Source organism: Rhodococcus sp. 06-418-5 (genome assembly GCF_002258285.1).
Classification (GTDB): domain Bacteria; phylum Actinomycetota; class Actinomycetes; order Mycobacteriales; family Mycobacteriaceae; genus Rhodococcoides.
In genome coordinates this window covers 214,791-240,701 of sequence record NZ_NOYE01000031.1, presented here as the reverse complement: position 1 = coordinate 240,701, position 25,911 = coordinate 214,791, and the positions used below count along the sequence as shown (strand labels likewise).

The following is a 25,911-nucleotide window of genomic DNA, read 5'->3' as shown; positions in this document are numbered from 1 at the left end:
ACCCTTTCGGGCGTGGCCCTCTACCGGAAGTACCGTCCCGCGACGTTCGCCGAGGTCGTCGGTCAGGAGCACGTCACCGAGCCGATCAGCGTGGCGTTGGACAGCAACAGAATCAACCACGCGTACCTGTTCTCCGGGCCGCGTGGCTGCGGAAAGACCTCCTCGGCGCGCATCCTCGCCCGATCGCTGAACTGCGCCGAGGGTCCGACGTCGACCCCCTGCGGCGTGTGCAACTCCTGCGTCGCCCTCGCACCGGGCGGACCCGGCAACTTCGACGTCGTCGAGATGGACGCGGCCAGCCACGGTGGCGTCGACGATGCGCGAGATCTGCGAGACAAGGCCGTGTACGCCCCGGCTGAATCGCGCTACGTCATCTTCATCATCGACGAGGCACACATGGTGACCCCGGCGGGCTTCAACGCGCTGCTCAAGGTCGTCGAGGAGCCACCCGAGCACCTCGTCTTCATCTTCGCCACCACCGAGCCCGAGAAGGTGCTCCCCACCATCCGCTCGCGTACCCACCACTACCCGTTCCGGCTCCTCGCGCCGTCGACGATGCGCGGTCTGCTCGAGAAGATCTGTGGCCAGGAACAGGTTCCGGTCGAGGATGCGGTCTACCCGCTGGTCATCCGCGCCGGCGGAGGTTCGCCCCGTGACTCGCTCAGCGTCATGGATCAGCTCCTGGCCGGAGCCGGACCCGAGGGCGTCACGTACCCGCGCGCACTCTCGCTTCTCGGCGTCACCGACGTCGCACTGATCGACGAAGCGGTCGACGCGTTGGCCGCGGGCGACGGCGGCGCACTGTTCGGCACCGTCGACAAGGTGATGGACGCGGGCCACGACCCACGCCGCTTCGCCATCGACCTCCTCGATCGCATGCGAGATCTGATCCTGATGAAGGCCGTGCCCGACGCCGGAGAACGCGGTCTGGTCGACGTTCCCGGCGACGTCCTCGAGAGACTGCGTGACGAGGCCGATCTGCTCGGTTCGGCGACACTGACTCGGTACGCCGAGATCGTGCACTCGGGCCTCGGCGAGATGCGCGGTGCCACGGCCCCGCGTCTGCTGCTCGAAGTGATGTGTGCCCGAATGCTGCTGCCCTCGGCGTCCGACGCGGAATCGGCGGTGCTGCAACGACTCGAACGCGTCGAGCGCCGCCTGGACGTCACCCTTCCGGCGGGGGAGCAAGCAGCCGTCGCCCAGGCAGCCGCAGATCCGACGCGACCGCAGTTGCAACCCACCGAGGAACCCGCGCCCCCGGGTCCGGCACCGGTGAGCAAGTTTCAGCGACCGTCGCAACGTCCACCGGCCGCAGAGCCGGCAGCGCCCGCACCGGCACCTGCTCCAGTGGCGCCCGCACCCGCTGCCTCGATTCCCACACCGGCACCGGAGCCTGCACGACCCGAGCCGGCCCCGATACCCGAGCCCGCTCCGACACCCGAGCCCGCTCCCACACCCGAGCCGACACCGGAACCGGCCCCCACGCCGGAGCCGACTCCGGAACCGGTTTCGGCATCACAGGAACCGGCCCCCGCTGCCTCGGTTTCCCACGAAGATTTTCCGCCGGAGCCCGAGGACGATTACGGCCCCGAGCCGGATCCGGTGTTCGAGTCGGAACCGGAACCCGTGGCGGCCCCCGCCGCCGTGTCGAGCGAGCCCGACGCAGCCGCGGTTCGAGCTGTGTGGTCCGAGGTGCGCACGAAGGTACGAGACCGAAGCCGGACCGTCGAGGTGATGCTCTCCGGTGCCTCGGTGCGCACCGTCGAGAACGGCACCATCACGCTCGGTCACGACTCGGCACCGCTGGCCAAGCGGCTGGAGGAACCGCGCAACGCCGACGTCATTCGCGACGCTCTGCGTGACGTCTTCGGCGTCGAATGGTCGGTGGTGTGCCTGGTCGGTGCGGCGGCACCGCCGGAACAGTCATCAGCAAAAAAAGATGAACCGGCAGCGAAACCCGCGTCGCTGCCGAAGTTCTCGAGGCCGAGCCAGGCAGGGGCTTCCCGTCCCACGTCGGACGGGTTCGGATCAGCGGGCGATGGATCCTCGGCCGGCATCGGGGCGGACGACATTCCGATGCCCGAAGCGCCGGACTATCCCGACGAGCCCGAGCCGGTAGGGCCACCGCCACCGGAGACCCCGGAGGACGAGGAAGAGCTGCTCAAGGCCGCGGCCGAGCCTGCCGATCCGACGGTTCGACGCGATCCGGAGACCGTCGCGATGGAGCTGCTGGTCAGCGAACTGGGAGCGGTACCGCTCAAGGAGACCTGAGCGACGGGTGATTCAGCCGACGGTGAGGTCCTCGTTGTCGGCGAACACCAGGCGTCCACTGTCGAGCGCCACGGCCCAACGCCGTGCCACCGCCCAGTCCCGGGAGGTGGTCTCGGGTGTCTGGACACCGAAGTCCTCGACGATCGCCCCGGTCTCGTACGTGTCCTGAGCAGCTTCGTCGTCGGTGCCGGTGGTGTGAATGCGTACTTTGACGCGAGCGCCCACGGTCAATTCGTTGTTGGTTTCCATGGAGGTCTTCTTCCGCGCTCGGTAGATCTGATCTATCGGAGTGTCCCACGATCAGGTCGTTCAAACGTGAACCTTCGCGTCGGTCATGTACAACGCTCGTTTCGGTCCTTACGCCGGATCCATCGCCCGCCCTACTGTGGCATGAGCTGAGGTCTGTCATGGCCTCGCACCGACGCGGTCGGCCGGCACGGCGACCGCAAGAAGATCGAGTATCTGGAAGGAACTGCGCGCTGTGACTACAGAGGCATTCATTTACGAGGCCATCAGGACTCCCCGAGGCAAGGGAAAGAACGGCTCCCTGCATTCGGTGAAGCCGATTTCCCTGGTGACCGGTCTGATCGACGAGCTTCGTCGACGGTTCCCCGACATGGACGAGAACCGGATCTCCGACCTCATCCTCGGCGTGGTCTCACCCGTCGGAGATCAGGGTGCCGATATCGCGCGCACGGCGGTGCTCGCAGCGAAGATGCCCGACACCGTCGGCGGCTTCCAGCTCAACCGCTTCTGCGCGTCCGGTCTCGAGGCCGTCAACCTGGCTGCACAGAAGGTGCGCTCGGGCTGGGACGAGCTCGTCATCGCCGGTGGCGTCGAGTCGATGTCGCGTGTGCCGATGGGCAGTGACGGCGGCGCGTGGGCCATGGACCCCGTCACCAACTACGACACCTACTTCGCCCCGCAGGGCATCGGTGCCGACCTCATCGCGACGATCGAGGGGTTCAGCCGCGAGGACGTCGACGCATATGCCGTCCAGTCGCAGGAGCGCGCCGCCGCAGCGTGGTCGGGTGGCTACTTCGCGAAGTCCGTCGTTCCGGTCACCGACCAGAACGGCCTGCTCATCCTCGATCAGGACGAGCACATGCGTCCGGGTAGCACCGTGGAATCGCTCGGCAAGCTGAACCCGGCCTTCACCGGTATCGCGGCCATGGGCGGATTCGACGATGTGGCGCTGCAGAAGTACCACTGGGTCGAGAAGATCGATCACGTGCACACCGGCGGAAACAGCTCCGGCATCGTCGACGGCGCAGCACTCGTCCTCGTCGGCAGCGAGCAGGCCGGTAAGGATCTGAACCTGGTTCCGAGGGCGCGCATCGTCGCCACCGCCACCAGTGGTGCCGATACGACCATCATGCTGACCGGACCCACCCCGGCGTCGAAGAAGGTTCTCGCGACCGCGGGCCTGACCGTCGACGACATCGATCTCTTCGAGCTCAACGAGGCGTTCGCCTCCGTGGTGCTGCGCTTCCAGAAGGATCTGAACATCCCGAACGAGAAGCTCAACGTCAACGGCGGTGCCATCGCCATGGGCCACCCGCTGGGAGCGACCGGAGCGATGATCACCGGCACCGTGCTCGACGAGCTCGAGCGCCGCGGCGGCCGGTACGCCTTGATCACCCTGTGCATCGGCGGCGGCATGGGCGTCGCCACCATCATCGAGCGAGTCTGAGGTATTACGATGTCTGACAACATGATTCAGTGGGACCAGGACGCCGACGGTATCGTCGTTCTGACGATGGATGACCCCAACCAGGGCGCCAACACGATGAACCAGCTGTACAAGGATTCGATGGGAGCGACCGTCGACCGCCTCGAGGCCGAGGTCGACTCCATCACCGGCGTCGTGATCACCTCCGCCAAGAAGACGTTCTTCGCCGGCGGCGATCTGCACACGCTCATCGCTGCCAAGCCCGAGGACGCTCAGCAGGTGTTCGACGAGGTGCAGGAAGTCAAGGGCCAACTGCGTCGTATCGAGAAGCTCGGCAAGCCGGTCGTGTCCGCCATCAACGGCGCAGCACTCGGCGGCGGACTCGAGATCGCGCTCGCGACTCATCACCGCATCGCGGCCGACGTTCCCGGCGTCCAGATCGGTCTTCCCGAGGTCTCCCTCGGCCTGCTGCCCGGCGGCGGTGGAGTCGCCCGCATCACGCGACTTCTCGGCATCCAGACCGGCTTCATGACCGTGCTCGCGCAGGGCACCCGGTTCCGTCCGGCGAAGGCACTCGAGATCGGTCTGATTCACGAGTTGGTCGGCAGCATCGACGAATTGGTGCCCACCGCCAAGGCCTGGATCAAGGCCAACCCCGAGGGTGGCGTCGCACCGTGGGATGTCAAGGGCTACAAGATCCCCGGCGGCACGCCGTCCAATCCGAAGCTCGCACAGATCCTGCCCGCATTCCCGTCCAATCTGCGCAAGCAGATCAAGGGCGCTCCGATGCCTGCACCGCGTGCGATTCTCGCGGCGGCGGTCGAAGGTGCGCAGGTCGACTTCGACAACGCGTGCACCATCGAGTCGCGGTACTTCACCGAGTTGGTCACCGGCCTGGTGTCCAAGAACATGATTCAGGCGTTCTTCTTCGATCTGCAGGCGATCAACGCCGGCAAGTCCCGTCCCGACGGCATCGAGAAGACCACCTTCACCAAGGTTGCGGTTCTCGGCGCAGGCATGATGGGCGCGGGCATCGCGTACGTGTGTGCCAAGGCCGGAATCGACGTGGTGCTCAAGGATGTTGCTCTCGAGGCGGCGCAGAAGGGCAAGGCGTATTCCGAGGCCATCGAGGCCAAGGCACTCTCGCGTGGCAAGACCACCCAGGAGAAGTCCGACGCTCTGCTCGCGCGGATCCACCCGACGGCCGACGCCAAGGACGTCGAAGGCGCAGACCTCGTCATCGAGGCCGTCTTCGAGTCGGAAGAGTTGAAGCAGAAGGTGTTCCAGGAGATCGAGGACCTCGTCGATCCGACGGCGTTGCTCGGTTCCAACACCTCGACGCTGCCCATCACGAGCCTCGCTCAGGGCATCAAGCGTCAGGAAGACTTCATCGGAATCCACTTCTTCTCGCCCGTCGACAAGATGCCGCTGGTGGAGATCATTCGCGGCGAGAAGACGTCGGATGCGGCCTTGGCCAAGGCATTCGACCTGGTGCAGATCATCAAGAAGACCCCGATCGTCGTCAACGACAGCCGCGGCTTCTTCACCTCGCGTGTGATCGGCACGTTCATCAACGAGGCCATTGCGATGCTGGGCGAGGGCGTCGAGCCGTCGACCATCGAGCAGGCCGGTCTGCAGGCCGGTTACCCGGCTGCGCCGCTTCAGCTCTCGGACGAGCTGACGCTCAACCTGATGCAGAAGATCCGCAAGGAAACCTACGACGCCCTCATCGCCGCGGGTCAGACTCCTCCCGAGGATCCGGCCGGTGCCGTCATCGACAAGATGGTCGACGAGTTCGAGCGTCCGTCGAAGGCCAAGGGCGCGGGCTTCTACGAGTACGAGGACGGCAAGCGCACCGGACTGTGGCCCGGACTGCGTGATGCGTTCAAGTCGGGTTCGGCGGACATCCCGTTCGAGGACCTCAAGGAACGCATGCTGTTCATCGAGGCCATCGAGACGCAGAAGTGCTTCGACGAGGGTGTGCTGAACACCACCGCCGACGCCAACATCGGCTCGATCTTCGGCATCGGCTTCCCCGCCTGGACCGGAGGCGTGCACCAGTACGTCGTCGGCTACCCGGGAGGTCAGGCCGGATTCGTCACTCGTGCAGACGAATTGGCGAAGAAGTACGGCGATCGCTTCCAGGTTCCTGCTTCGCTGCGCTAGTGCCGAGGCAGTGGTGCGATCGAGTGCCCCCGGTGGCACATAACCGCACCACTGCCGAAGGCATCTACCCGCGATGCGCGATCAACCTCTCGGCGCCGTCTGTGAATTGTTGCTTCATCAATTCGCAGGCGGCGTCGATGTCGTTTCGAACGAGTGCCTCGATGAGTTCCTCGTGGTTGCGGACGGCCGCTCGGCCCCAGTCACGATCGGTGGCATAGAGGCGGGTGGGTGTGTAGCGGGTGGCGTTGTTGAGAAACCACGCCAGCTTCGCCGAGTCGGCGAGTCGGTTCAGGACGCGGTGGAACTCGAACTCGCAGTTCTCGACATCCTCCGGCCTGCCGTTCTCGACGGCCGCGGACAGCAGTGCGGTGAGTTCGGCGAGTCGGTCGAGTTCGGCCTCGGTGATCTTCGGTGCTGCGCGGCGCACCAGTTCGACGGCGATCTGGCCCTGCAACCAGAAGATGTCGACGATGTCGTTCGGCGTCAGCGGCGAAACCTTGTAGCCGCGATGCGGGACGAGTTCGACGATGCCCTCACCCCGCAGCGTCAGCAGTGCCTCGCGGACCGGAGTGACGCTGACACCGAGTTCTGCGGCGGTCTCGTCGAGTCGGATGAAGTCGCCCGGACTCACTTCGCCGGACATGACGAGGTGCCGGACGTGGCTGGCCACCTCCTCCGACAGCTGCGGCCGTCGGCGCAGAACCGATGCTCGACGCTTGTCCACCATTCCGAAAGCCAATCACACGGCGGGCTTCGCGCGAAGGAGGACCTGCGCGACCGGTTCGACGACTCGGGCCGCGATGGGCCCCAGGATTGCCATCAGCAGCACGTATGCCGTCGCCAGAGCCGCGAGTTCGCCCTCCACCGCGCCTGCGGCCACGGCCAGTCCGGCGATGACGATGGAGAACTCGCCGCGCGCCACCAGTGCCGCACCGGTGCGCAACCGGCCCGGTCGTCCGATTCCCTGACGGCCCGCCGCCCACCAGCCGGTCGCGACCTTCGTGGCTGTCGTCGTGACCGCGAGCACGACGGCCCAGCCGAGCACGGGTGGGATGGTCGCCGGGTCGGTGGCGAGTCCGAACACCACGAAGAACATCGCGGCGAAGAGATCGCGCAGTGGCTCGAGCACGCGGGTGGCGTTGTCGGCCGTCGATCCGGAGATGGCGATACCGAGCAGGAACGCGCCGACGGCGGCCGAGACCTGCAGTTCCGACGCGACGCCGGCCACCAGCAACGCGGATCCGAGGACCTTGAGCAGCACCACTTCGCGGTCGGGGCTGTCGAGTACTGCGGAGACGAGGTTGCCGTAGCGCAGTGCGACGACCAGCACCACGGTGAGGACGAACAGTGAGATGCCGAGCGCTTCGAGTCCGCCGAGGAAGCTCACCCCGCTGAGGACCGCGGTCAGGATCGGCAGGTAGATGGCCATCGCCAGGTCTTCGAACACCAGAATCGACAGCACGACGGGGGTTTCGCGGTTTCCCAGTCGGCCCAGATCGGTGAGGACCTTGGCGATGATGCCCGAGGACGAGATGTACGTGACACCGCCCATCACCAGCGCTCCGACTCCGCCCCAGCCGAGCAGAAACGCGACCAGTGCACCCGGTGCGAAGTTCAGCACGATGTCGACCAGACCGGCCATCCAGGATCGGCGCAGACCGGTGACGAGTTCGGCGGCGGTGTATTCGAGTCCGAGCAGGAGCAGCAGCAGGACGACGCCGATCTCGCTCGCGATCTCGCTGAACTCGTCGATGCCGCTGAGATTGACGATGCCGCCGTTTCCGAACGCGAGACCGCCGAGCAGATAGAACGGGATGGGGGAGACACCTATTCGACCCGCCAGACGAGCGAGTAGTCCGAGAACGAAGAACACTGCACCCAGCTCGGTGAGGGCAAGTGCGCTCTCGGCCACTGTTCAGCCCCGACTGATCTCAGGCATTGCCGAGCAACTTGGCCGCTGCGTCCAGTCCGTCCGCGGTACCGACGGCGACCAGTAGGTCACCTGCGGCCAGCGTGAAGTCGGGGGTGGGGGACGGTTGAACCTGACCGGCGCGCATGACAGCGACGACCGATACCCCGGTTTTGGTGCGCATGGCGGTGTCGCCGAGTGTGCGGCTGACGAACCGTGAGTCGGCGCGAATGGGAAGCCGACGGGTGTTGATTCCGGGAAGGTCACGATGCTCTTCCCCGAGCTGAGCGATGAGTTGCGGCGACCCGAGCAGATTGCCCAGGGCCGCCGCTTCCTCATTGCTCAACGTGATGGATTCCTGCGTCGCATCGGGGTCGTCCTTGCGCGAGACGATCAACTCGTTCACGCCGTCCTTGCGGGTGATGACGCCTATGCGACGCCCGGAAGCGAGTGCGAAATCCTTTCGCACTCCGATTCCCGGCAGCAGGGTCACTTCGACGTTCATGGTCGAAATGCTAGCCCTGCAGGCAGCGCATTATCGAAGGATCGGGCGTGCAGCCCGACCCGTCTCGATCAGGATGCGACGGCAGCCAGGAGGGCTTCGCGCTGGTTTGCGCCGAGGCCACCGATACGGCGGGTATCGGCGATGGACAGCTGCTCGAGCAGCTGTGCGGCGCGCACGGAACCAACACCCGGCAGGGCCTTGATCAGGGCGGACACCTTGGTCTTCTTGACGATCTCGTCGTTCTCCGCCTTGGCGAGAACGTCAGCGACGCTGAGTTCGCCGGACTTGACGGATGCGAGCAGCTTCGACCGCGCAGTGCGTGCCTCGGCCGCCTTGGCCAGCGCCGCGGTGCGCTGTTCCGGTGTCAATACTGGTAAAGCCATGGCCTGTTCTCCTCGATTGTGGTGACCCGTCGCTCGTTGACAGGTCTCGACCCTCTTGCATCGTGCCTGGTGGCTCTTCCAATCTAACCGAACAACACGGCTGTCATTCCGGTCGAGCCACCGAACCTTCCCAGCCAGGCTACGTCCTATCCGATTCGGGGTGTGCCCCGACCAGCACTTCGGCCCCGTGTCGGCTCTCGGAGGGCGTCGTGTACCGGGCATGTCCGACGCCTCCCTGCCGGTCTCTCAGGCCGGTGCAGGCGAGTAGGTCTTCCTGAGTGCGACCTTGACCACCTTGCCGCTCGCGTTGCGTGGGAGGGCGTCGACGACGACCAATTCCTTGGGGTGCTTGAACCGCGCGAGATGGTCGCCGAGCCACACGAGAAGTTCGTCGAGAGTCAGGTCGGGGGTGTCGGGGGAATCGTGCAGTGCGACCACCGCGACGGGCACCTCGCCCCACTTGTCGTCGGGTCGGCCGATCACTGCGGCCTCGAGGATTCGGGGGTGGGAGAACAGGACGTTCTCGACTTCGGCGCAGTAGATGTTCTCACCGCCGGAGATGACCATGTCCTTCTTGCGGTCGACGACGAACACGAAGCCTTCCTCGTCCTGGCGTACGAGGTCGCCGGAGTGGAACCAGCCGCCGTGGAACGCGTCCGCGGTCGCGTCGGGGTTCTCCCAGTATTCGCGCATCAATGTGGGCCCTCGATAGACGATTTCGCCGATCTCGCCCTGCGCCACGTCGTTCATGTCGTCGTCGACGACGCGTGCTGCGACGGTCGGGACGACGCGTCCTACCGAGCCGAGTTTGCGAAGGGCGTCGACGCCGTCGAGCACACAGGTGATGGGCGACATCTCGGTCTGCCCGAACACCGCGACGTTCATCGCACCCGGGAACGTGTCCGACATCGCGCGCAGAACGGTGTCCGATGCCGGGGCGGCGCCCCAGGAAATGACCCGCAGGGCAAGTTCTCTCGGGTTGGCCGCCTGCTCGGCGCACATCGCCTGCCACTGCACGGGGACGAGAAACAGGTTGGTGACACGTTCGGCGGCGAGTACGTCGAGCAGGGTGCCCGGATCGAATGCCCCGACCGGGTGGACGACGGTGGTAATCCCGAGCAGCAGGCTCGGCGCGAGGCTGCCGAGTGCGGCGATGTGGAACATCGGTGAGGCGCAGAAGCCGACCTCGTCGGTGGCGCTCATCTGTAGTGCCCGGACACAGGTGAACGCCTGCGCCTGCATGTTCGCGTGTGTGAGTACCGCGCCCTTGGGCCTTCCGGTGGTGCCCGAGGTGTACATGATCAGTGCCGGGGCGTCGTCCGGCACGTCGACGGGGTCCGCCGGTTCGGCGGTGGACAGCAGCGCCTCGTACGCGTCTCCGGCGACGATGATTCCGGTCAGTGAATCACTCTGCGCTACAACTGCTTCGGCCAGTGGAGCGAGCGTCTCGTCGGAGATCACCAGGGATGAGCCGCTGTTCTGCGCGAGAAAGGTCACCTCCGGCGGAGTCATCCGGAAGTTCACCGGGACGGCGAGTGCGCCGAGCGCGTTGATCGCCAGGACCGCCTCGAGATATTCGGGGCGGTTGAGCATCACGATCAATACCCGGTCACCGAATCCGATTCCGCGGCTCTGCAGCGCGCCCGCGAGCCGCGCGACGCGGTCGTCGAGTTCGCGCCAGCCGATCGATCGCCCCTGAAATCGAAGCGCCACTGCCTCGGGCTGCATGAGGGCGTGCCGTCGAACGTGGTTGTTCCAGTTGTTTCGGTTGGACAATCCGGGTTCGTTGGGGTGAGCGGCCATCGCCGGTTCCTCTCGTCAGCCGTATGAGCGGGGGATCGAATGTGATGCAGCTTACAGACTGTCGGCCGCTTTGTCCGGAACTCTGTTGACTGCATTTCAGCAGGTCAGTGACGCGTTAAGTTTGTGATCATTCGCATCGATCCCGCTACTATGAGCACTCGAGACGACCGGCGAGGTGAGGCGATGAGCGAGACGAGTGCCACGGAGCCGCGGCGTCGGCCACGGAATCGGAAGTCGCAGATTCTGGTGGCCGCGGCCGAGGCCTTCAGCGAGCGCGGCTATCACCCCGTCGGAATCGAGGACATCGCTGCCACCGTCGGTATTTCCGGGCCCGCGCTGTACCGGCACTTCCCGACCAAGTACTCACTGTTCGTCGACACCGTCATGCGGATGACCGACTCCTTGGTCGCGGCAACGGATCCGGCCGTCATCGATCCGTCCGTCGACGATGTGGAGGATCCGCACTCCCGGATCGACGCGGTCATCGGTGCCATCATCGCCACCACCATCGACAATCGCCGCACCGGTGGGTTGTATCGATGGGAGGGGCGCTATCTCGTCGGTTCGGACCGCGAATACCTACGGCGAGCGTTGCGCACGGTGCACGAGCGAGTGACGGTGCCGTTGCGACAGCTTCGCCCCGATCTGTCCGAGGCGGACGCCGCTCTGCTGGCCACGGCGTCGATCAGTGTGGTCGCCAGCATCACCGCGCATCGATCGGCATTGTCGGCCAAGCAGATCGAGGAGTCGATGCTCGCTGCCGCACGGTCGGTCCTGCGGACCGAACTTCCGCAGCAGGGCAGCGAATCGCCCCACCGCGACTGTGTGCTCGAGCATGCATCGAAACGGGAAGAGTTGCTGCACCATTCGATTCGGCTGTTCTATCTGCACGGGTACCACGAGGTGGGCCTCGACGACATCGGCGCAGCAGCGTCCATCACCGCCTCGAGCGTGTACCGCTACTTCCCCAGTAAGGCCGAGCTGCTCGAGGCCGCGTTGCATCGTGCCAACGCCCAGCTCACCGACACCCTCGCCGGCGCGCTCGAGCAGTCGAACTCCCCGGTCGACGCGGTGCGGACGTTCGCCAGGCTGTACACCGAATTGACCTTCCGGCAGGGCGAACTGGTGGCCGTGTACTTCGCCGAGATCGGAAATCTACCGGCCGATCGGCGCGCGACACTGCGCCGGATTCAGCGCCACAACGTCGACGGCTGGGCGCAGCTGCTGCGCGAGGCCCGGCCGAACACGAGCGTGGTGGTCTCACGATTTCTGATCCACGCCGCTCTCGGGTTGGTCTTCGACGTGGGTCGGACGGTGCGGTTCGAGCGGTCCGACCGAACAATGGCGCGGGTGCAGCAGACGATGACGGCGGTACTTCTGGGATGAACCCTCCGCGTTCAGGCCGGAGTCGGCACAGCGGAGTACGGGCATGCTTCGGTGCCCAGATCTCGGGGGCGGTAGCCGACGGGATAGCCGGGGTAGGTCCTGTTCGACGCGTCGGCGGTGGCCCGAGATCGCGTTCGCTTGGGTAGGAACCGCTCGACGCGGGCCCTGGCGCGCAGAGCCCGCACGGCCACCCGCTCGACCGTCGGTGAGCCTGCAGGGAACCCGAAGGCACCGGCCATCCGGTCGTCCAACAGTGCGAACACTCCCTGCTTCACTGCGGGGGTCAGTGCAGCGGGGTACCAGGAGCAGTACAGATCCAGGGTGTACGTGCCGATCCGACGATTGTCCTCGGTGAAGCGGAACGTCCGCTCCTCGTAGTCGAGCTTGAACTGCGCGAACTCGGTGTACGACTCGGGAATGTTCTTGATCCCCATTCGCTTTCCCACTTCGCGGTAGAAGTGGAACGTCGCGAGTCGTTCCTTGGGGTGCAGGCGACGCCATCCGTAGGTGTCGATCCATTCGATCGGCTCGTAGACGAACGTCGTCAACACGTAGAGCATGTCGTCGTTTGAGATGTCGTACCGACCGTGCATTCGGTTGACCGTCCGAAGCGATTCACGCCCCCGCTCGGAGTCGTATCCGTGCTCGAGCAGTTCGGCCATCAGTAGCGAAGTGTCGTCGTAGCGCTTCTGGGGGCGGTTCTCGAATTCGCCGGTCTCGGCCAACAGTGCCGAGATGGTCGGAACGCAGTAGGTACGGAACAGCGCGAACTCGAGTGAACGCTGATAGTCCCACGGGAACTCGTAGCCGGCCGTGATGCGGTGGATGGTGTGACAATCCCGCACCGGGTCGAGTTCCTCGATGCGTCGAAGCCAGCCGAAGCGCCCCCTCTTCGGCGTGATGTCCATGATCAGCCTCGTCCGTGCCGAAGCTTCAGTGCCAGCACGGAGAGCTTCATGTTTCGCGCTTTGCGCTTCATCGTCAGCAGATTGATCGGAGCTGCGAAACTCTGCACGGTCAACGATTTGACGGTGCTGAACTCGCGCAGGCCGTCGGCCCCATGGATGCGGCCGAATCCCGAGTCGCCCGTGCCGCCGAACGGCAGCGCTGGAACACCGGCGAATCCGAGGACCGAATTGACCGTCACGACACCACAATCGAGCTTCTCGGCGGCGCGTCTGCCCGCTGCTCCGTCCTGGGTGAACACCGATGCGCCGAGTCCGTACTTGGACGCGTTGGCCCGCTCGATGGCCTCGTCGAGATCGCGAACCTTGTTGACCACCACGGTCGGACCGAAGGTCTCCTCGGTGATCGCCGTCGAATCCTCGGGTACGTCGGTGAGAACCACCGGGTCGATGTACGGCCCGTGCAGCGACTCGAGGCCGCCGACGACGGCCTTGCCGCCCTTGGCCAGAGCGTCCTCGATCTGGCCGCGCACGATGTCGCTCTGTTTGCCGAGTGTCATCGGGCCGTAGGACGAGGTCTTTGTTCCGCCGGGCTTCAGCGCTTTCACCGCGGCGGTGAATTCACCGACGAACCGGTCGTACACCGGAGCCGCGACGTAGATGCGTTCGACGCCTGCGCAGGTCTGCCCGGCGTTGCCCATCGCCCCGAACGTCGCGAATTCCACTGCGGCAGCGATGTCCGCGTCTGCGTCGACGAGCATCGCGTCCTTGCCGCCGCACTCGGCGACGAGCGGGGTCAGCGACTTCGCGCAGGTTGCCATGACCTTCTTGGCGGTGGCGGTGGAGCCGGTGAACGCGATCTTGTCCACGCCGGATTCGACGAGGGCGGTACCGGTGGATCCGTCGCCGGTGATGGTCTGGAACACCGGGTGCGGAGCGGCCAGTGACTCCCACTTCTCGGCCAACCAGGTGCCGACGCCCGGCGTCAGTTCGCTCGGTTTGAATACGACGGTGTTGCCTGCGGCGAGGGCGTACGCGATGGAACCCATCGGTGTGTAGAGCGGGTAGTTCCAGGGGCCGATGACTCCGACGACGCCGAACGGTCGGTATCCGACGTAGGCCTTCTGGTTCACCGCGAGCAGGCCCGATCCGACCTTGCGCTGCCGCAGAATCTTCTCGGCGTTGCGGGCCGCCCAGTCCAGGTGTTCGACGCCGAGCATGACCTCGAGCAGCGAGTCCTCGTCGGGCTTGCCGGTTTCGGCGGCGATGACGGCGGCGAGGCTCGGGGCGTCCCTGGCGATGGCGGACTTGAATTCCAGCAGCCATCGTTTGCGTCCGACGAAGCCCTGTACGTCCCACCAGCGTGCGGCCGACCGGGCTCGAGCGACGGCGATGTCGACCTCTGCGGGGCCCGCGATCGGATACGTGGCGAGTGCGACACCCGTTCGGGGATCGAGGCTTTCGAAGCTGCTCTCGGTCGTTCGTTCGATCTGGTCCGTCATGGGCTCTATCCTCCAGCGGATCGCATCACATATATTTGATGTGATTCAATGTTGTCCAGGACACACTATGCGTCGTGTCCGGTTGCGACAACCCCCGCTGCCTCGACGTGCAGGAGCAATTCATGAGCATCGATCTCACTCGGGAACAGACCGCCTTCGCGCAGGCGGTTGCGTCGTTCTGCGCGAAGGAGGCCGGCACCAGGGCGCAGCGGGACGCGCTCACCGAGCACGGCGCGCACAGTCACAACCAGGCGCTCTACGACAAGATGGCCGAGCTGGGCTGGTTGGGCGCGATCATCTCCGAGGAGCACGGCGGAGCGGGCGGCAGCACCGTCGATCTGTGCATTCTGCTCGAAGAGTCCGCGAAGGCCATGGCTCCCATCGGCGGCATCGGTCCCACCTTGATCACCGGTGCGGCCTACGAGAAGTTCGGCACGCCGGCGCAGAAGGACACAGTTCTCGGTGGCATCGTCGCCGGCCGAAGCTACTCGATCTCCATGTCCGAGCCCGAAGCCGGCTCGGATGTGGGAAATCTGACCTGCCGCGCCGAGAAGACCGACTCGGGCTGGCTGATCAACGGCCAGAAGACCTGGTGCTCGAATGCGCATTTCGCCGATCGGATCCTGCTCGTCGCACGTACGGGCAGAGAAGGTGGCAAGCACGAGGGTCTGACGATGTTCGACGTCCCGGCCGATGTCGAGGGCCTGAACATCGTCGGCATCGACACGATGGGCGGCAAGGAAGTCAACGACCTCTACTTCACCGACTGTGCACTGCCCGAGGACGCGGTGGTCGGAGTGGAAGGTCAAGGATGGTCGCAGCTGATGACCGGCCTGAACATCGAGCGTCTCATTCTCGCGGCGATGATGCTCGGCACTGCGCAACGAGCGTTCGACGACACACTCGACTTCGTCACCCAGCGACAGCAATTCGGCAGGCCCGTCGGGACGTTCCAGGCACTGCGACATCGCATCGCCGATCTGGCGACCGAGATCGAATGCGGACGGCTGCTGGTCTACCACGTCGCTCGGTTGGTCGACGAGAACCCGACGAAGCTGTTCCCGCGAGAAGCCTCGATGGCCAAGCTCAAGCTCACCGAGACCGCGAAGAAGGTGGCCCTCGAGGGCATGCAGATGATGGGCGGCTACGGTTACGCCACCGAATTCGACATGGAAAAGCATGTGCGGACGACTCTCGTGTCCTCGATCTACGGCGGTACCAACGAGATTCAGCGTGACATCATCGGCAAGACGTACGGACTCTAGGCAGTCGTGCTGCATCGCCGCCCGCAGCTCTCGGAGGACGTCGCCGCAAGTATTCGCCAGCAGATCGTCACGGGTGTACTGACACCGGGCACCTTCGTGCGCATCGACGATACGGCGGGCGAGCTCGGGGTCAGTGCCACTCCCGTGCGAGAAGCGTTGGTGGCGTTGCGCGGTGAAGGTCTGGTGGAACTGGTGCCGCGTCGGGGCTACCGGGTCAACGAGTTGACCGAACGCGACATCGAGGACATCTTCTGGTTGCAGGGCACGATCGCGGCAGCGTTGGCCCGCCGTGCCGCGCAGCACATCACGAACGAACAGATCGAGGCGCTTCGCGCCGTGAACGATCGATTGCGTGACGCCGTGGCCCGATCCGACTTCGAATCGGTGGAGTCCTGCGAGTTCGAATTCCACAGGTACATCAACAGATTCGCCGGAGGGACCAAGCTGGCCTGGTTTCTCCTCGGTGCCGTGAGATACACACCCTCGCGGCTGTACGCGTCGAACAGGCAATGGGGTGAGTACGCGGTCCGCCATCACGAAGAGTTGATCGAGGCATTCCAGCGGCGCGACGTCGAGCTGGTCGGTGACCTGACGTGCCGGCACTTCCTCTCCGGAGCCGAGCTGGTGACCCGGCTAACGGGGTGATGCGGCCAGTAACAGCTCGGCGCAGCGGACGACCACGGCCTCCTCGTCCATCTCGAGTTCGCCGCCGAGCCACGCAGTGAGCACCTGAGCGAATCCGCCGACGACGAAATAGGTTGTCAGATCGAGATCGTGGTCTCCGGTCGTGCCGTAGAACTCGGTGGCCTGAGTGGCGAGCAGACGGGCGAACATCTTCGTCGACTCGGCCCGTTTCGCCACCACGATGTCGCCGACCGCAGTGACGGAGAACAGGAGGAACCCACGGCGGGGGTCGTCCGCGACTGCGCGCACGATCGCACGAATTCCGGCGTGTACCCGTTCTCGGGCGTCCCTCGGTGCTGCGGCGACCGCGTCGAGCGCGATGGCTGCGACCTCCTCGACGACGTGGTCGTACACGGCCTCCATGAGCGCACTCCGGTCCGCGAAACTCTCGTAGAAGTAGCGGCTCGCGACGCCGGCCCGGCGGCACACCCCTCGAACCGTCAAGTCGGGCTTGGCAGTTCCGAGCAGATCGAGTCCGGTCTCGATGAGGATGCGTCGACGGTCGGCGACTCGGGCCGAACCGTCCACGCCGCCGTAGGTACGGGGTGAATCGGGCATGAACACATCTTGACACCGCTCGGCACCCGCGCCTAGCTTGATCTGAACACGCACGTACTCAGATTGCCGACAGGGGAGGGCTCGACTGCGTCATGACTGTCGACAACGACCTTCTACGCAAGTCCATGACCGGCGTCGGCCTGCTCGCCGGTTCGGCGAACGTCATCATGCAACTCGGGCATCCCGCCGTCGGATACGGGGTTTTCGAAAGCCGCGTGGAATCCGGGCAGATCAACCGGCACCCGATCAAGCGCACCCGAACGACGTTGTCCTACCTGGCGGTTGCGGGTATGGGAGACGATCGGACCAAGGCCGCGTACCGGAAGGCGACCAACAGATCTCATGCCGCTGTGCGCTCGACGGCGGACAGCCCGGTGAAGTACAACGCCTTCGACCCGAACCTGCAGCTGTGGGTCGCGGCGTGCCTCTACCGAGGGTTCGAGGATGTGTATGTCGCCTTGTACGGGCCGCTCGATCCGGACGACGCGGACGAGATGTACCGGTCGTGTCACGTACTCGGATCGACACTGCAGATGCCGCCCGAGATGTGGCCCACCGATCGATCGGCGTTCGAGAAGTACTGGGAAGCAGCACTGGACGACATTCACATCGACCCGACGATCCGGCGCTACCTGCACGGCATTGCCTCGGCAACGTTCGCCCGACCCGCAGTGCTGCACCCGTTGATCGGGCCGTTCTTCCGTTTCGTGACCACTGGATTCTTGCCCCAGCGTTTCCGAGACGAGATGGAACTGCCGTGGGATCCGGTCAAGCAGGGACGGTTTGCGCTTGTTCTGCGCAGCGCGTCCCTGCTCAACCGGATGTTGCCGCCCGCCGTTCGTGCACTCCCGTTCAACCTTCTACTGCACGATGTCCGGCGACGGATGCGCTCGGGCCGGGCGCTGGTCTAGCTCGAGGCCTCAGCTGAGGTGGTGCGGCTGCGGGTGCGACTTGTGCCCCTCGTCCGATCCCTCGTCGTCCTGGTGACCGTTCACCGTGCCTTGCACGCCCGTCCCCGCCGGAACCATCGAGATGATCACAGACTTCGAGGTGGGGCAATTACTCTGCAGCGCAGTCGAATCCAACGGAATCAGCGGATTGGTCTCGGGGTAGTACGCAGCAGCCGACCCACGCGGGGTGTCGTACTCGACGATGCGGAACGACGGCGCGCATCGTTCCACGTCGTCGTCGTCCCACTTGGTGATTAGATCGACCATGTCACCGTCGCGATAGCCGAGAGACGAGATGTCCTCGCGATGCACGAAGATGACGCGGCGGCCGTTCTCGATACCGCGGTACCGATCGCTGAGGCCGTAGATGGTGGTGTTGAACTGATCGTGGCTGCGCAGCGTCTGCAGGATCAGATGGCGCGGCGGAACCTGCAGCACGTCGATCGGTGAGACCGCGAATTCACCTCGGCCGCTCTTGGTTTCGAACGTCCGACTGTCGCGCGGGGGGTGCGGAAGAACGAAGCCACCGGGGCGTCGAACATTGACCTCGTAGCCCTCGCAACCGGCGACGACGCGGGAGATGTGCTTGCGGATGTTGCGGTAGTCGTCGCGGAAACCCTTCCAGTCGAGACCGTATCGGTCACCGAGGGTCGCCTCGGCGATACCGCTGACGATGGCGACCTCGGAACGAAGGAATTCGCTCGCGGGCTTCAGCGGTCCGCGTGAGGAGTGCACCGAGCAGGTGGAGTCCTCGACCGAGATCCACTGCTCGCCACTGGCTTGCACGTCCTTCTCGGTGCGGCCCAGGGTCGGCAGAATCAGTGCGGTCTCGCCGCAGACCAGGTGCGAACGGTTGATCTTGGTGGAGATCTGCACCGTCATCCGCATCTTGCGCAGCGCCTCGAAGGTGACGTCACTGTCCGGAGTTGCCTGGACGAAGTTTCCGCCGAGTCCGAGGAAGAAGTGCGCCTTGCCGTCGCGCATGGCCCGGATGGAATCGACGGTGTCCAAGCCGTGCTCGCGCGGCGGCTCGAAGTCGAACTCCGCGGCCATCGCGTCGAGAAACTTCACCGGAGGGCGTTCCCAGATGCCCATCGTGCGGTCGCCCTGCACGTTCGAGTGGCCACGAACCGGCAGCAGACCCGCACCTGCCTTTCCGATGTTGCCTTGCGCGAACGCGAGATTGGTGACTTCCTTGATGGTGGCGACGGCGTTGCGGTGCTGCGTCAGGCCCATCGCCCAGCAGAAGACGGTGGCCTTGGAGTCGCGCAGCATCTCGGCGGCCTCGGTGATCTGCGCTACCGACAATCCGGTCACCTCGGTGACGAGATCCCAGTCGACCTCGGCGACGTGCGCCTTCCACGCGTCGAAACCGACGGTGTAGGTGTCGAGGAACTCGTGATCGAGCGCGTCCCACTTCACCAGCAGCGAGCCGATGGCCTGGAAGAGTGCGAGGTCGCCGTTGAGCTTGATCGGAAGATGCAGATCCGACAGGTCCGTTCCCGGTCCCACCATGCCGCGCGGAGTCTGTGGATTCTTGAAGTTGAGCAGACCCGCTTCGCGAAGTGGGTTGATGGACAGAATCTTTGCGCCGTTCTGCTTCGCCAGCTCGAGGGCCGAGAGCATACGCGGGTGATTGGTGCCGGGGTTCTGGCCCGCCAGGATGATCAGCTCGGCGTTGTGGACGTCGTCGAGCGTGACGCTGGCCTTGCCGATACCGATGGACTCCTGCAGCGCGATGGACGTCGACTCGTGACACATGTTGGAGCAGTCGGGCATGTTGTTGGTGCCGAATGCCCTGGCGAACAGTTGGTAGGTGAACGCGGACTCGTTGGAGGCGCGGCCTGAGGTGTAGAAGATGGCTTCGTCCGGGCTGGCAAGTGACTTCAGCTCGTCGCCGATCAGGCGGAACGCGTCGTCCCACTCGATCGGTTCGTAGTGCGTGCCACCGGGCCGCTTGATCATCGGATGCGTGATCCGGCCCTGCTGGCCGAGCCAGTGCTCGGTGTGACCGTCGAGCTCGGCAATGCTGTGCTGCGCGAAGAACTCCGGGGTTGCCCGGGTCGTCGTCGCCTCCTCGGCAACGGCCTTGGCTCCGTTCTCGCAGAACTCCGCTGCGTGCCGATGGCCCGGATCCGGGTCCGGCCACGCGCAGCTCATGCAGTCGAAACCCTCGGCCTGGTTCAGCTTGAGGAGCGTCTGCGCGGTGCGCTTGGGCCCCATGTGCCCGAGTGCTCGCTTCATCGACACCGCGACAGCGGTGGCACCTGCGGCATGGGTCTTCGGCTTCTCGATATCGAGCTCGGCCTCGTCGACGTCGCTGTCGGTGCGTCTCATGCGGGTCCCTTCGTTGCGTTACCCCCGCACTCGACCATAGCCTTCGGCTCAGCCGGCGAGGAGTTCGGTCACCAGATCCACGTACTGCTGCTTCGCCGAATCCTGGCTCGTGCCTTCGAGCTTCGCCCAGGCATCGAACTTCGCACGGTTCACCATGTCCAGTCGTCCCGGCCGCTTACCCGAGACGTCACCGATCGAACCCTGCTTGTAGAGCGAGTACAGGCGCAGGAGGTCGTCGTTGCTCGGCTTGGACGTGAGCTTCTTGACGTCCACCTGCGCGTCGGCGAACGACTGGTCGAGATCGGACATGGAAGAACTCCTTCTGCTAGAGGTGGTGCCATCCTTGCACGGCAGCATCGGAAACAAGCCGAATGCAGTGCGCCACGAGGGCTTCGCCGGTGACGGCGAGCGTGCCGTCGAGACAGCCGATGAACAGGGCAGTCAGCGCCCCGACGGTTCCGACGGCGATCAGCTGTCGGTCGGCGGAGTCGGGCAGTTGGGCGTGCACCAGTTCGACGAAGCCCGGCAGCAGGTCGAGTCCGCGTCGGCTGAGCGCAGGCTCGGCCAACGGTGCGATGAGCAGAACCCGTCCCGTTCGTGGTTCGTCGATGATCAGTTCGACGAATGCGCGCACGGGCGCGGCGATGGTGTCCTCGGGGGTGGTTGCCGTCGCGACGGCGTCGATCAACGTCTTCTGGGCTCTCGATCCCACCCAGGCGTACACGGCCCGGACGAACGCGTCGCGATCGGAGAAGCTCTCGTAGAAGTACCGCTCGGTCAGCCCGGCGGTACGGCAGACGGCTCGCACGTTCACTGCCGGTCCGTCGGGCGCGCCGAGGAGCTCGACCCCTGCGGCGAGCAGTGCGTCGTACCGCCTGGATCTGCGTTCCTCCAACTGTTGACTACGCATGTTGTCAACTCTAGTGTGACAACATGCGTAGTCAGTCCGATCGACCCGTTCCGCTCGGTCCCGACTCACTCACCTGGAAGTACTTCGGCGACTGGCGGGGCATGCTGCAGGGCATCTGGGCAGGGTCGATGCAGAACATGCATCCAGGGCTCGGAGCCGGGGTGGAGCAGCACTCGACGTTCTTCGACGAGCGCTGGCAGCGCCTGTATCGATCGTTGTATCCCATCGGCGGGGTCGTGTTCGACGGCGATCGGGCCGAGGAGACCGCACTGCAGGTCCGCGGATATCACACGAACATCAAGGGAATCGACGCCAAGGGCCGCAAGTACCACGCGCTCGATCCCGACACCTTCTACTGGGCACACGCCACCTTCTTCATGGGCACCGTGCTGACTGCAGACCACTTCATGGGCGGCCTGACCGAGGAGCAGAAGGTCACTCTGTTCGACGAGCATGTGCAGTGGTACCGGCTCTACGGCATGAGCATGCGGCCGGTACCCGCAACCTGGCCCGAGTTCCAGAAGTATTGGGATCACATGTGCCGAAACGTCCTGGAAGACAACATGGCTGCCCGAGGTGTGCTCGACCTGTCGAAGCTGGGACCACCGCCCTACGCATCCTGGCTGCCCGAACGAGTGTGGGCGGCGCTCAGGCGACCGGTGGCGAGGCTGTTCGTCTGGATCACCGTCGGACTCTACGACCGGCCGGTGCGTGAGCTGCTCGGCTACAGCTGGTCCGCTCGGGACGAGAGTCGTTTCGCGCTGTTCGGTAAGGCGGTGAACCTCGTGTTCGGGTTGGTGCCGCCGCGACGACGACTGCACCCGCGCGGCCGCGCCGGATGGGACCGCGTCACGGGTCGGATCGGGAGAACGGCACCGCTGGTGCACACGCCGGCGCGGAATCTGCCGCCGGTGGAACGTCGTTCGGACCCCTCGCACTACAGCCCGAATGTGTAGAACCACCGGCCGTGGGTACATGGCAGTTCATGTACAACTCCAGAACCGGATCCGGTAAGCCGCTGATCCTCGTGCACGGTCTCGGTTCCTCGCACCGCAACTGGGACCCCATCGTCCCCGCCCTGGCCGCGCATCGAGAGGTCATTGCCCTCGATCTGCCCGGATTCGGGCAGACTCCGCCTCTGTCGGAGGTGTCGATCGAGACGCTCACCGATGCGTTGCGTGAATACCTCGACGACGAGGGGCTGTCCGACGCAGACCTCGTCGGTAGTTCGATGGGCGCGCGCATGGTCGTCGAGCTCGGCCGCCGTGGTCACCGAGGGTCGATGGTGGCTCTCGATCCCGGTGGGTTCTGGAACGACCGCCAGGTCAAGATCTTCGGAGCCACGATCACCGCGTCGCTGGCCCTGATGAAGAACGTGCAGCCACTGGTGCCGTTCCTGGCCGGCAACCCGGTGACCAGAACGGCTGCGCTGGCTCAGTTCTCGGCTGCGCCGTGGAAGCTGCCGAGTGGATTGGTCGAGCGGGAGCTCAAAGGCTTCTCCACCAAGACATCACCCTCGCTGGACGCCGCCCGGAAAGCCTTGATCAACGGGCCCAAGCAGATCGGTGCGCCGAAGGGGACGTTGCAGGGGTCGCTGCTCATCGGCTGGGGTCGCCAGGACAAGGTGACGCTGCCCAGCCAGGCGAAGGTGGCGCTGGAGCGATTCCCCGACGCCACGCTGCACTGGTTCGAGAAATGCGGACACTTCCCGCACTGGGATCAGCCGACCGAGACAGCGCGGGTCATCCTGCGGGCGACCGGTCGCTAGCTCCCACGTGAGTGGAACTTCGTAGCCTGCTACGAAGTTCCACTCACAAGGCTCAGCCGTTCCACCACGGCCGCAGGGGAACGTTCGCCTGACCCTTCGGCCCGAGTTTGACCGCCAGAACCTGGTGCAGCTGAACCACATTGCGCTCGAATCCCAACCGGGAGCCGGCCATGTACAGGCCCCAGACGCGGGCTGTTCCCTCACCGGCCTCGGCGACACACGCATCCCAGTTCTCGACGAGGTTCCGGCACCATCCGGCGAGGGTCAGCGCGTAGTGCTCGCGCAGGTTCTCCTCGTGCCGCACCTCGAGTCCGACGTCCTGGATCTCGGTGATGATGCGGCCCGAGCCGGTGAGCTCGCCGTCGGGGAAGACGTAGCGGTCGATGAAACTGCCTGCCTTGGCATGCGCGCGATTGTCCGGCCGGGTGATCGAGTGATTGAGCAGTCGGCCTCCGTCCCGCAGCTTGGACTGGATGAACGCGAAGTACGACGGGTAGTTGTGCACGCCGATGTGCTCGGTCAGTCCGATGGACGAGACGGCATCGAAATTTGTTTCGGGCACGTCGCGATAGTCGGAGAAGCGCACCTCGGCGAGGTCGGAGAGACCCTCGTCGGCGATGGCCTTCTGTGCCCACGACGCCTGCTCCTGAGAGAGCGTCACGCCGATGACCTTGACGCCCCTGCGCGCGGCGTAGCGCACCATCGAGCCCCAACCGCAGCCGATGTCGAGCAGACGATCACCCGGCTTCAGTCCGAGCTTGTCGAACACCAGACGGTACTTGTTCTCCTGCGCTGCTTCCAACGAGTGATCTGCGCTCTCGAACGCCGCACAGGTGTAGGTCATCGAGGGGCCGAGCACCATCTCGTAGAAGGCATTGGACACGTCGTAGTGGTGGTGGATCGCCTCTGCATCGCGAGTCTTGGAGTGGCGCAGACCTTCCGCGATGCGACGCCACCGCGGAATCGCCTCCTGAGGCGGGGGAGCGATGGGCCGCAACACATCCCAGCCGAGCGAACGGGCGATCGACGTCAGTGTCATCGCCGACGGGCGACGGAAGTGCAGTTCGTCTCCCATCAGTGCCAGCAACTCGTAGGGATCGCCCGGATGAACGCCCGTTGCTTCCAGATCACCCGAGACGTACGCGCGCGCCATGCCGAGATCGCCGGGAGCGGTTGCGAGATAAGTGGTTCCGCGAGGGCTCTTGAGGTTGAGGCCGATTCTCGCGTCCTCGGGTCCTGCGGTGCTGCCGTCGTATGCGGTGAAACGCAGTGGGATGTTGCCGTCGGAGATCAGTTCCAGAATCTCGGAGATCTTGAGCTTCTGGGCACCGCTCACCGTGCGATTGCCGGAGTCCTTGAACGTCGTCATCTGCGTTGCACCGCCTTCGAGTACAAATCCAACAATCGGGATTCGGGATCGTATTTCTTCTTGAGCTGTGTGTATCTCTCGCCGCCGTACAGCACAGCGAATTCATCCTGGGTGTAGTAAGCATCCGAGTACAGCGATTTATGCCCGTCGAACTCGGTCACCTTCTTCTCGATGGCGCGGTTCGCGGCACCCTCGGGTTCGCCTGCAACGATCGGGACCGACGACCAGAAGCCGATGTTGACGTAGGTGCGTTTCGGTTCGAGTGGATACAGCGGCCACGGCCGGGCCGGATTCGCACCTGGCGCGGCAGGCTCGCGAAGACGCAACGGGCACAACCACAACGGCTCGATCGGGATGTTGTCGAGGAACCACGCCACGAAGCCGGCGGTGTGTTCGATCGGAACCTCGACGTCCTGCACGACGCGTTCGCGTGGCGGATTTCCCTTGCGCTTCTCGAGTCGATCGGCAATGTCGTACTTGCGATCGAAGCCGATGAGCTTCCAGTAGAAACTACTGCGCCGGTACTTGCGTGGCCAGAAGCGTCGAATTCTCGGGTTCTGTGTTCCGAAGGCCCGGGAGCACCAGAACCAATCGGTGTCCCAGCGCCACAGGTAGTCGTGAACGGTGAGGCGGTCGGTCTTCGGTGTGTCCGACGCGTGCTGGATCGAGCGATAGAAGATGTCGGCACCGGTGTAGTCGCTGACCGGTCCCGGTTCGTCGGTCTGAACGCCGAGGGTGAGGTAGCTTTCGTCGGCGCTGAACACCACACCGTCGAGGTACTGAACCTCGATGCCGTCGTACTCGCGGCTGGTGACGATGGCGTCCATCGTGGACTGCAGGGTGTCGAGATCATGGAATCGTAGGTGGCGCAACGCGACATACGGCAGCACGGGCTCGAGCTGAATCCTCAGCCGGGTCGAGTAGCCGAGGGTGCCGTACGAGTTGGGGAAGCCCCAGTAGAGGTCGGAATGTTCGCCCTCGGGCGTTGCGGTGACGATGTCGCCGCTGCCGGTGAGGACGTCGATCTCGAGTACCGACTCGTGCGGGAGACCGCTGCGAAACGACGTCGATTCGATGCCCAGGCCGGTGACGGCTCCACCGAGGGTGATCGTCTTGAGCTGCGGGACGACGAGGGGCGCGAGACCGTAGGGAAGCGTCGCGTCGACCAGGTCCTCGTACGTGCACATGCCGGCGACATCGGCTGTGCGCGAGTCGGGATCGACGGAGATGACCTTGCTCAGGCCCGATACGTCGAGCCCCGGGGTGGTGGTGGTCGTCCTGGCCCGGAACAGGTTGGACGTCTTCTTCGCCAGACGCACCGTCGCATCGGTCGGAATTGCGCGGTAGCTGCGAAGCAGCTGCTCGACACCCGACCGGTGCGCTGCGTAACCGCTCTCCCTCGGTTCTGGCCGTCGTCCGAGGAGAGCATTCACTGAAGCCACATTCAGACGCTATATCTCGTACCGCACGGTATCCACCGGCATCGGCGTCCGACCGGTGAAACTTCACGCAACTGTTGCCGAATCCGGGTGAGGAATCGGAGTAAATCGGACAAATGGTTGCGTCAT

The 25,911-nt window shown here is 64.9% G+C and carries 23 protein-coding genes; 9 read left to right on the top strand and 14 right to left on the bottom strand.

The genetic code is table 11. The annotated features are described in order from the left end of the window. Window positions 1-12 precede the first annotated feature (12 nt). Window positions 13-2,271 (top strand): DNA polymerase III subunit gamma and tau, encoded by a 2,259-nt coding sequence (locus CH274_RS22455; RefSeq protein ID WP_094632217.1) that lies wholly within the window; start codon window positions 13-15, stop codon window positions 2,269-2,271. 12 nt (window positions 2,272-2,283) lie between these two features. Here CH274_RS22455 and CH274_RS22450 read toward each other — a convergent pair whose 3' ends face one another. Continuing rightward, entirely contained in the window at window positions 2,284-2,520 is a 237-nt protein-coding gene (locus tag CH274_RS22450; RefSeq protein WP_094632114.1) for a hypothetical protein, read from the bottom strand. Window positions 2,521-2,752: 232 nt separating this feature from the next. On the opposite strand from CH274_RS22450, the gene CH274_RS22445 reads away from it, so the two are divergent. Together CH274_RS22445 and CH274_RS22440 are read left to right on the top strand one after the other, a co-directional pair. Continuing rightward, entirely contained in the window at window positions 2,753-3,964 is a 1,212-nt protein-coding gene (locus CH274_RS22445) for an acetyl-CoA C-acetyltransferase (protein ID WP_032395308.1), read from the top strand. A gap of 9 nt (window positions 3,965-3,973) precedes the next feature. Then, window positions 3,974-6,109, top strand: coding sequence for a 3-hydroxyacyl-CoA dehydrogenase NAD-binding domain-containing protein (locus CH274_RS22440; RefSeq protein ID WP_032395307.1), 2,136 nt, complete (start codon window positions 3,974-3,976; stop codon window positions 6,107-6,109). Between the two features lie 64 nt (window positions 6,110-6,173). Here the strand turns inward: CH274_RS22440 and CH274_RS22435 are convergent, their stop codons facing one another. From CH274_RS22435 to fadD5, 5 genes are all read right to left on the bottom strand, one after another. After that, window positions 6,174-6,836, bottom strand: coding sequence for a GntR family transcriptional regulator (locus CH274_RS22435; protein ID WP_179275824.1), 663 nt, complete (start codon window positions 6,834-6,836; stop codon window positions 6,174-6,176). A gap of 12 nt (window positions 6,837-6,848) precedes the next feature. Further along, on the bottom strand, window positions 6,849-8,021 hold the full coding sequence (locus CH274_RS22430) for a cation:proton antiporter (RefSeq protein ID WP_094658974.1): 1,173 nt from the start codon (window positions 8,019-8,021) through the stop codon (window positions 6,849-6,851). 19 nt (window positions 8,022-8,040) lie between these two features. After that, window positions 8,041-8,523, bottom strand: a complete 483-nt coding sequence (locus CH274_RS22425) for a cation:proton antiporter regulatory subunit (RefSeq protein ID WP_032395305.1) — start codon at window positions 8,521-8,523, stop codon at window positions 8,041-8,043. A 68-nt stretch (window positions 8,524-8,591) separates the two neighbouring features. Continuing rightward, complete coding sequence (mihF, locus tag CH274_RS22420; protein ID WP_008712632.1) at window positions 8,592-8,906, bottom strand: integration host factor, actinobacterial type; 315 nt, start codon at window positions 8,904-8,906, stop codon at window positions 8,592-8,594. A 246-nt stretch (window positions 8,907-9,152) separates the two neighbouring features. Beyond that, complete coding sequence (fadD5, locus tag CH274_RS22415; RefSeq protein ID WP_094658973.1) at window positions 9,153-10,709, bottom strand: fatty-acid--CoA ligase FadD5; 1,557 nt, start codon at window positions 10,707-10,709, stop codon at window positions 9,153-9,155. A 183-nt stretch (window positions 10,710-10,892) separates the two neighbouring features. Here fadD5 and CH274_RS22410 point away from each other — a divergent pair, with 183 nt between their 5' ends. Beyond that, complete coding sequence (locus tag CH274_RS22410) at window positions 10,893-12,095, top strand: TetR/AcrR family transcriptional regulator (protein ID WP_256993668.1); 1,203 nt, start codon at window positions 10,893-10,895, stop codon at window positions 12,093-12,095. A gap of 11 nt (window positions 12,096-12,106) precedes the next feature. On the opposite strand, the gene CH274_RS22405 is transcribed toward CH274_RS22410, so the two are convergent. Together CH274_RS22405 and CH274_RS22400 are read right to left on the bottom strand one after the other, a co-directional pair. Further along, window positions 12,107-13,003: an oxygenase MpaB family protein gene (locus tag CH274_RS22405; RefSeq protein ID WP_094658971.1), complete on the bottom strand. Its 897-nt coding sequence runs from the start codon at window positions 13,001-13,003 to the stop codon at window positions 12,107-12,109. Window positions 13,004-13,005: 2 nt separating this feature from the next. Continuing rightward, window positions 13,006-14,502 (bottom strand): aldehyde dehydrogenase family protein, encoded by a 1,497-nt coding sequence (locus CH274_RS22400; protein ID WP_094658970.1) that lies wholly within the window; start codon window positions 14,500-14,502, stop codon window positions 13,006-13,008. 122 nt (window positions 14,503-14,624) lie between these two features. Here CH274_RS22400 and CH274_RS22395 point away from each other — a divergent pair, with 122 nt between their 5' ends. Further along, window positions 14,625-15,767 (top strand): acyl-CoA dehydrogenase family protein, encoded by a 1,143-nt coding sequence (locus CH274_RS22395; RefSeq protein ID WP_094659149.1) that lies wholly within the window; start codon window positions 14,625-14,627, stop codon window positions 15,765-15,767. Between the two features lie 6 nt (window positions 15,768-15,773). Further along, window positions 15,774-16,412 (top strand): GntR family transcriptional regulator, encoded by a 639-nt coding sequence (locus tag CH274_RS22390; RefSeq protein ID WP_094658969.1) that lies wholly within the window; start codon window positions 15,774-15,776, stop codon window positions 16,410-16,412. Here the strand turns inward: CH274_RS22390 and CH274_RS22385 are convergent. Next, a complete protein-coding gene (locus CH274_RS22385) occupies window positions 16,401-17,009 on the bottom strand; it encodes a TetR/AcrR family transcriptional regulator (protein WP_094632223.1) in 609 nt (202 codons plus the stop codon). The two genes, CH274_RS22390 and CH274_RS22385, sit on opposite strands and share 12 nt — an antisense overlap. A 92-nt stretch (window positions 17,010-17,101) precedes the next feature. On the opposite strand from CH274_RS22385, the gene CH274_RS22380 reads away from it, so the two are divergent. Continuing rightward, window positions 17,102-17,920, top strand: a complete 819-nt coding sequence (locus CH274_RS22380; RefSeq protein WP_094658968.1) for an oxygenase MpaB family protein — start codon at window positions 17,102-17,104, stop codon at window positions 17,918-17,920. Between the two features lie 9 nt (window positions 17,921-17,929). Here CH274_RS22380 and CH274_RS22375 read toward each other — a convergent pair whose 3' ends face one another. From CH274_RS22375 to CH274_RS22365, 3 genes are read right to left on the bottom strand one after another with little or no spacing between them, the layout of a single operon-like run. Then, window positions 17,930-20,296 carry an FdhF/YdeP family oxidoreductase gene (locus CH274_RS22375; RefSeq protein ID WP_094658967.1) on the bottom strand — a complete coding sequence of 789 codons (2,367 nt, stop codon included), beginning with the start codon at window positions 20,294-20,296 and terminating at the stop codon, window positions 17,930-17,932. Window positions 20,297-20,344: 48 nt separating this feature from the next. Continuing rightward, entirely contained in the window at window positions 20,345-20,605 is a 261-nt protein-coding gene (locus tag CH274_RS22370) for an acyl-CoA-binding protein (RefSeq protein WP_032395297.1), read from the bottom strand. Window positions 20,606-20,621: 16 nt separating this feature from the next. Then, window positions 20,622-21,206 (bottom strand): TetR/AcrR family transcriptional regulator, encoded by a 585-nt coding sequence (locus CH274_RS22365; protein WP_094658966.1) that lies wholly within the window; start codon window positions 21,204-21,206, stop codon window positions 20,622-20,624. Window positions 21,207-21,229: 23 nt separating this feature from the next. Between CH274_RS22365 and CH274_RS22360 the strand changes: the two genes are divergently transcribed. Together CH274_RS22360 and CH274_RS22355 are read left to right on the top strand one after the other, a co-directional pair. After that, window positions 21,230-22,162, top strand: a complete 933-nt coding sequence (locus tag CH274_RS22360; RefSeq protein ID WP_094658965.1) for an oxygenase MpaB family protein — start codon at window positions 21,230-21,232, stop codon at window positions 22,160-22,162. A 29-nt stretch (window positions 22,163-22,191) separates the two neighbouring features. Then, complete coding sequence (locus CH274_RS22355) at window positions 22,192-22,974, top strand: alpha/beta fold hydrolase (protein WP_094659148.1); 783 nt, start codon at window positions 22,192-22,194, stop codon at window positions 22,972-22,974. 52 nt (window positions 22,975-23,026) lie between these two features. On the opposite strand, the gene CH274_RS22350 is transcribed toward CH274_RS22355, so the two are convergent. Both CH274_RS22350 and CH274_RS22345 read right to left on the bottom strand, forming a co-directional pair. Continuing rightward, window positions 23,027-24,343, bottom strand: a complete 1,317-nt coding sequence (locus CH274_RS22350) for a class I SAM-dependent methyltransferase (protein WP_094632137.1) — start codon at window positions 24,341-24,343, stop codon at window positions 23,027-23,029. Beyond that, complete coding sequence (locus CH274_RS22345) at window positions 24,340-25,785, bottom strand: FAD-binding oxidoreductase (protein WP_094658964.1); 1,446 nt, start codon at window positions 25,783-25,785, stop codon at window positions 24,340-24,342. Before CH274_RS22345 ends, CH274_RS22350 begins: the two co-directional genes overlap by 4 nt. Between the last annotated feature and the right edge of the window lie 126 nt (window positions 25,786-25,911).